This is a genomic window from Actinomycetes bacterium, from assembly GCA_022599915.1.
In the GTDB taxonomy this organism is placed as follows: Bacteria; Actinomycetota; Actinomycetes; order S36-B12.
Map to the genome: position 1 here is coordinate 25,853 of JAHZLH010000015.1, position 6,410 is coordinate 32,262.

Genomic DNA, 6,410 nt, shown 5'->3' on the forward strand with positions numbered 1-6,410 from the left:
GGAACTGCCAGTTAGGCACTACCTCATCACGATTTTGACTATGACTGGTTACGCGACGCGCCGCCACTCGTGGGACACCTTTACTCAGCTCTCGTCATCCCCGCCTGGTGGTAGACCCTCATAGATTCGTTGGCAATCTGGGCAAACCGGATACTTGCCGGGATCGCGGCCCGGGGTCCATACCTTGCCGCAAAGCGCTCGGACCGGCTCACCGGTCACCGCCGACTCCACAATCTTGTCTTTGGGCACGTAGTGGGCGAACCGTTCATGATCGCCGCCGTCGGTGGACCGGGTTTCCGGTTCAGCTACAAGAGTGTCACCAAGCTCCGGCGTGTCTACTGGGTCATCGCTCATAGCCTCCACCTTATGCACATAGCTTTTCTTCAGCGCTAGCTGCTACATCTTAGTTGGCTGCCGGTTGTTCTGGCAGCGTGCTCCACAGCCGAGTAGGGTCCGCCTGTCTTCGCAGCACGGTGGACCACAGCAGTTCCGGTTCCCCGGAAAATAGGTCAGCGGGGCGCCCACTCACAACATGCCAATCATCCCGCTCAATCTCAGACATTAATTGTCCGGCCGACCAGCCGGCATAGCCAACGAAGAGTGCGAGTTCACCGGGCGGGTTCGCAGCCGCCTCATCTAGGTCCACCATCTGCACCCCAGGACCACCCAACGAATCATTGCCAGTGGCATCCGAGCCCAATTCGGAGACTGCGAGCAGCGAGTTCGTCGCGACCGGGCCCCCCGCCCGAATAGTCGCGGATCGCGCCCATTTGGGTAGGTCTAGGTCAGTAACCGCGACGTCACAGCCACGATTGATAATTACCCCGGCACTGCCTTCCTCATCGTGTTGCAGCATGTACACCAGTGCCCGGCGGAAGTTCGGATCCACCAGTGACGGTGCCGCCACCAGCATGTCCCCCGCACGGGGAATTTGGGGACGAGGCCGCCGCAGTCGGTGCAAACCCACTGAATCCATCACACCATTGTGTCGTGCGAATCGGGATTCGGCTCTTTAACGCCGACTCGCCGGGGCAACTCAGCCGACTTGGGAATGATTTACGGCGCCGATAGGTTGACTCTAAGGACGTTATTACGAGGAGCAGGAGGCAACCACATGGCCACCATCGCGCTAGCAGCCGAAAACTTCACCGAAACTGTTGAGGGCAATGACATCGTTCTCATCGATTTCTGGGCGGAATGGTGTGGCCCCTGTCGCACTTTTGGGCCGGTCTTCGACAAGGTGAGCGAAGATTTTCCTGGGGTAATTTTCGCCAAGGTGAATACCGAAGAAGAGCAGACCCTAGCCGGATCATTCGGTATTAGTTCGATTCCCACGCTGATGGCGATCCGCGAAAACGTAGTGCTCTACGCCCAAGCTGGCGCGCTACCGGAACAAGCTTTACGGGAACTCGTCGAGAAGGTCACCGACGTGGACATGAACGAAGTTCGCGCCGAGGTCGCTCGACAAGCAGACGAATCAGGCGATCCCGAGTGAGTTCGGTGAGATAGCGTCTGCGATCTCACCGGAACACATATCGGCCCCTTCGCCACGCGACCGTGGGTATTCCGCCAGCGCTATTCGCGCGTAAATCCGCTCACGATCCTCTTCGGTTAGGCCGCCCCAGACGCCATAAGGCTCCCTGGACCGGATGGCATAGTCGGCGCATTCGATTCGAACTGCGCAACGGGCGCACACTGCTTTGGCAGCACGATCACGCCTTAGCCGAGCCAAACCGCGTTCGTTGGGAGGGTGAAAGAAGAGGGTGTCATCAACTTCCCGGCAAGCCCCACTGTCTTGCCACTGCCAGGTCGCATCTTTCGGAACCTGAGCAAGTGGCTGCTGTGGCATCGGGACCTCCCGGTCGGATCGTTAATGATCTTGTTAACTGGCAATAGTTAATCGGCTAAAACGCGTGATGTCACGGGAATTCTGCGGAATTCATCCGGTCGAACAAGATTTCACTCTTTGGTCGGATAGGACTTGTCCTGTTTGCTGTTTTTATCCCGGCTATTCGGCTAAATAGGACATTTCGGACATTTGCTGCCTTTGCGATTTGACGTTGAGTTCCACCACAAAATTGCCTGGGTCACAAGCAAATGAGCCCCGGAAACCCGGGGCTCATTTGCGGGGCAAAATCGTCGAATCAGACGGAACCGCCGAGTGGGGTCACCGAACCGATGCCAATCAGGATCGCGCTCAGCACGAAGAGAATCAGCAACAGTGGCCACACGAACCGCAGGTACTTGTCGTAGCCGACCTTGGCTAGGGTCAGACCACCCATGACCACCGCTGAGGTTGGCGTGAACAGGTTCACCAAGCCACTAGCGGACTGGTAAGCGGTGACCACGATCGCCTTGGAAACTCCTTGGAACTCTCCCAGCGGCGCCATAATCGGCATTGCCAGCGTCGCATGGGCCGAGGATGACGGGACCAGGAAGGCCAGTGGGATATTGACAATGTAAATCATCACTCCGAAAGCGGCGCCAGAAAGACCGGAAACTGCGCTCTCTAAGGAACTCAGCACTGTGTCGGTGATTTGCGAGTTGTTCATAATCACCGTGACGCCCTTGGCGAAGGCGATGATGAATGCAGCCCCAATGAAATCACCCATACCGGCAACGATCGAGTCAACCATGCCCTGCTCACCGAGCCGACCAACAAGGCCAACTACCACGGACATGAGCAAGAACAATGCGGCCAACTCTGGGAAGTACCAATCCAGCGTGATGGACTCCAGGCTCTCGCTGAAGTCACCCCACGGAATCACCGAGAAGATCATCAGCGCGAAGGTGAGAATGAAGATCCACAGCACACCCTTCTGCTGCCCGGTCATCTGCGGTGGTTCTTCATCACCGGTCACCATCCCCTCATCGTCAGGGAGTGGTTCCATTTTGGACTTGCTGGGATCCTTTTTGACCTTATTCGCGTACCGAATCACGAACCAGATCGTGACCGGCACGAGAACCAAGTACATCAGGAGACGCAGCACGATACCGTCACCGAGCGGAATCCCGGCTCCATCCGAGGCCACGCCGGTGGCGAACGGGTTGACCGTTGAGGACAATGTTCCGACACCCGCACCGAGCAAGATGACCGTAGCGCCGACTATTCGGTCATATCTGAGCGCTACGAAGATCGGCACAATTAATGCGTAGAAGCCCAACGTTTCTTCGGCCATGCCATACGAGGTGCCGCCCAGCGAGAAAACGAACATCAGCACGATGATCAACGTCGTCCCTCTGGTTCGGAACCTGTGCGTCAGTCGACCGATACCCGCATCTAGTGCGCCGGTATTCATCGTCACTGTGATGAAGGCACCAATGGCAAGCACAAAGAAGAAGACCGAAACCGCGCCAAAGAGTTCACCCGACTCATACGGTCCGATAACGCCAGGCGCCGTTACGATCTCTGCCGTTTCGCCTGCGCACAGTTCATCTGCCTCACCTTGGACCGCCGCGTCGACATTCTCTGCTGGGACTTGTGGTTCCTGGATGCCATAGAGACCGTTCACTGGTGACAGCAACAAGTCAGCCAGACTGTCTTGGAAACTCGTCTCAGATTCCGTCTGCTGGTAGCTACCGGGGATCGGCTTGGGTGAGTCCTCGCCACACGCCACGTAGGTGTAACTACCCGAGGGGATGATGAAAGTCAGCCCCCAAACCAGCAAGAGGACAAAGAACAGCACAGTGAAGGCTGTCGGAAATTTGAAGCCTTTCTTCTCCTCGGGCTCTTCCGGTGCTTCGGTTGCGGGTGTCTCCGTAGCCATCAGTTCTCCAGTGAACAATTAGTCACACGTTGTCGTGCGTTACGGCCATTACTAGCGGAAACCGAACCGTCTTGCCTTATCTGGCGAAAAAATCACGCTATATCTGGTCGATTTCGCAAGAAAATCGGCAGAAATTCATGAAGATTGCTCGAACTTTTGACCCGAAACAACATCGAACCAATATTTGCCGCGCTATAAGTGGCGAAACCGTTTCATTCCTACAACTATCGAGACCGAGGCACCGCCTCGGAAGAAACCACGAAAGGAAAATCCATGCTCCATGTCGATTCAGAGGTGGGCCAGCTCAAACAGGTGATGCTGCACGAGCCGGGCCTCGAGCTCGACCGACTGACGCCAGCAAACTGCGGCGAGTTGCTCTTCGACGACGTTATGTGGGCGCGAAAGGCTCGAGAAGAGCATCGCGCCTTCGCTGACGGCCTCAAGCAAAAAGGCGTAACCGTCCACCTCTTCCGCGAGAAGTTGGGCGAGGCTCTCGAGATTGACGAAGCCCGACAGTTCTTGCTCGATCGGATTGCCACACCGGAACGCGTTGGCCCGCAGATCGTGGAACCGCTGAAGGAATTGTCAGCCGGAGTAAGCGGCGCGGAGTTGGCATCCTTCATGATCGGCGGCGTGCTGAAGAAGGATCTGTCCCTACCGAAAAATTCCAACCTGCTGTGGGATTACCTCGATGACTACGACTTCATCCTCACCCCGCTGCCGAACCATCTATTCCAGCGTGACAACACCGCTTTCGCCTACAACGGCCTCTCGGTGAACCCGATGGCCAAGCCGGCTCGGCAACGCGAGACACTGCACAGCCGGGTGATCTGGAACTTCCATCCGGAATTCAAGGATCAGATGCCGCACTTCTACTACGGCAACGACGACGAAGTGCATCAACCAGCCACGATTGAGGGTGGCGACATCATCATCGTTGGCAATGGAACGGTCATGGTTGGTATGAGCGAGCGGACCACGCCCCAGGGCATCGGCATGTTGGCTCAGTCGTACTTCTCGGCACCAGACAGCCAGATCAACAAGGTCCTAGTTGTCGAGCTGCCCAAGGAACGCACCCTTATGCACTTGGACACCGCGATGACCATGATCGATAAGGACAAGTTCTCGGTCTTCTCGGAGCTGCCGCAAATGAAGATCTACGAGTTGACCAAGGCCGATGACAGCGGCGCATACCAGATCCGCGAGTTGGACGAACTGTGGCCGGTACTCGCCGAGTCCATCGGAGTGGACAAGGTGACGCCGCTGTACACCCCGATCGACGAACTCGGGGCTGCCCGGGAGCAATGGAACGATGGCAACAACTTCTTGACCGTCGCACCAGGTGTGATCTTTGGTTACGACCGCAACGAAACCACCAACACCTTCCTACGCAAGCACGGCATCGAAATCATCGGCATCGTGGGCAACGAACTCGGCCGCGGCCGAGGCGGCCCGCGCTGCATGTCCTGCCCGATGGAGCGCGGCTCCGCAGACGAGTGACTCAGTTGGGGGTGCGGTCACGACCGCACCCCCAACCACACTCACTGACAAGCAAGTACCAGTAGCAACCACTAAACAAATAACAAAGAAAACAATCAGAAAGGACGACCATGCCGGTCAACCTCCGCAATCGTGATTTCCTCAAGGAACTGGATTTCACCACCAAGGAGCTGCAGTTCCTGCTCGATCTATCTCGCGACCTGAAGCGGGCCAAGTACACGGGCAACGAGCGGCAGCGCATGCAGCGCAAGAATGTTGCGCTCATCTTCGAAAAAACTTCTACCCGCACCAGGTGTGCCTTCGAGGTCGGTGCCTACGACCAGGGCGCTGGCGTCACCTACTTGGATCCCAGCGGCTCCCAGTTGGGCCACAAGGAGTCCATCGCCGACACCGCCCGAGTCCTGTCTCGCTTCTATGACGGCATCGAATACCGCGGTGCTGGCCAAGCCAACGTTGAGGAACTCGCTGAGTACTCCGACGTTCCGGTCTGGAACGGCCTTACCGACGAGTGGCATCCCACCCAGATGCTGGCGGACTTCCTGACCATGACCGAGTATGCCGGGGGCAAGCCGCTCTCAGAGGTCTCCTACACCTACATGGGTGACGCCCGCTCCAATATGGGCAACTCCCTGCTCATTATGGGCGCGATCATGGGGTCTGACGTGCGGATCTGCTCGCCGAAGGATCTGTGGCCGTCTAAGGAGGTCCAGGACGCGGCTAACGCCCGAGCCGAGGAGAGCGGCGCGAAGGTCATGCTCACCGAGGACCCGGACGAGGCCGTGCCGGGTGCTGACTTCCTGCACACCGATGTGTGGGTCTCCATGGGTGAACCGAAAGAGGTATGGGACGAGCGAGTCCAACTGCTCAAGCCGTACCAGGTGAACCGTGAGGCCCTAAACAAAACCGGTAACCGGGATGCCAAGTTCATGCACTGTCTGCCCGCATTCCACGACACCAACACCAAGGTTGGTAGGGACGTGGCAGCGTCCACCGGTATGGATAACGGCCTAGAGGTCACGAACGACGTGTTCGAGTCCAGCTCGAATATCGCCTTCGATCAGGCTGAGAACCGGCTACACACCATCAAGGCCATCATGGTGGCCACCATTGGTGACTAATCACTAACCTGAAATGAGGAAGCCC

Annotated in this window: 7 protein-coding genes; 3 read left to right on the forward strand and 4 right to left on the reverse strand. The window is 57.3% G+C overall.

What is annotated here, in order from left to right; translation table 11 throughout:
* Positions 1 to 84: 84 nt before the first annotated feature.
* The gene (locus K0U62_02420; protein MCH9800372.1) at positions 85 to 354 is read right to left on the reverse strand and encodes a DUF3039 domain-containing protein; all 270 of its coding nucleotides are present in this window, start codon (positions 352 to 354) and stop codon (positions 85 to 87) included.
* A gap of 49 nt (positions 355 to 403) precedes the next feature.
* Positions 404 to 976: a YqgE/AlgH family protein gene (locus K0U62_02425; GenBank protein MCH9800373.1), complete on the reverse strand. Its 573-nt coding sequence runs from the start codon at positions 974 to 976 to the stop codon at positions 404 to 406.
* A 138-nt stretch (positions 977 to 1,114) separates the two neighbouring features.
* On the opposite strand from K0U62_02425, the gene trxA reads away from it, so the two are divergent.
* Positions 1,115 to 1,495, forward strand: a complete 381-nt coding sequence (trxA, locus tag K0U62_02430) for a thioredoxin (GenBank protein ID MCH9800374.1) — start codon at positions 1,115 to 1,117, stop codon at positions 1,493 to 1,495.
* Here the strand turns inward: trxA and K0U62_02435 are convergent.
* Together K0U62_02435 and K0U62_02440 are read right to left on the reverse strand one after the other, a co-directional pair.
* Positions 1,478 to 1,849, reverse strand: coding sequence for a WhiB family transcriptional regulator (locus K0U62_02435; protein MCH9800375.1), 372 nt, complete (start codon positions 1,847 to 1,849; stop codon positions 1,478 to 1,480). The two genes, trxA and K0U62_02435, sit on opposite strands and share 18 nt — an antisense overlap.
* Before the next feature lie 295 nt (positions 1,850 to 2,144).
* Positions 2,145 to 3,767, reverse strand: a complete 1,623-nt coding sequence (locus K0U62_02440; protein MCH9800376.1) for a YfcC family protein — start codon at positions 3,765 to 3,767, stop codon at positions 2,145 to 2,147.
* Positions 3,768 to 4,040: 273 nt separating this feature from the next.
* Between K0U62_02440 and K0U62_02445 the strand changes: the two genes are divergently transcribed.
* Entirely contained in the window at positions 4,041 to 5,267 is a 1,227-nt protein-coding gene (locus tag K0U62_02445) for an arginine deiminase (protein ID MCH9800377.1), read from the forward strand.
* 110 nt (positions 5,268 to 5,377) lie between these two features.
* Complete coding sequence (gene argF, locus K0U62_02450; protein MCH9800378.1) at positions 5,378 to 6,385, forward strand: ornithine carbamoyltransferase; 1,008 nt, start codon at positions 5,378 to 5,380, stop codon at positions 6,383 to 6,385.
* The last annotated feature ends 25 nt before the right edge of the window (positions 6,386 to 6,410 follow it).

Bases quoted from the DNA above. Each gene is read 5' to 3' on its own strand.
- K0U62_02425 (MCH9800373.1), bottom strand. From the start codon at position 976: ATGGATTCAGTGGGTTTGCACCGACTGCGGCGGCCTCGTCCCCAAATT.
- K0U62_02420 (MCH9800372.1), bottom strand. From the start codon at position 354: ATGAGCGATGACCCAGTAGACACGCCGGAGCTTGGTGACACTCTTGTA.
- argF (MCH9800378.1), top strand. From the start codon at position 5,378: ATGCCGGTCAACCTCCGCAATCGTGATTTCCTCAAGGAACTGGATTTC.
- trxA (MCH9800374.1), top strand. From the start codon at position 1,115: ATGGCCACCATCGCGCTAGCAGCCGAAAACTTCACCGAAACTGTTGAG.
- K0U62_02440 (MCH9800376.1), bottom strand. From the start codon at position 3,767: ATGGCTACGGAGACACCCGCAACCGAAGCACCGGAAGAGCCCGAGGAG.
- K0U62_02445 (MCH9800377.1), top strand. From the start codon at position 4,041: ATGCTCCATGTCGATTCAGAGGTGGGCCAGCTCAAACAGGTGATGCTG.
- K0U62_02435 (MCH9800375.1), bottom strand. From the start codon at position 1,849: ATGCCACAGCAGCCACTTGCTCAGGTTCCGAAAGATGCGACCTGGCAG.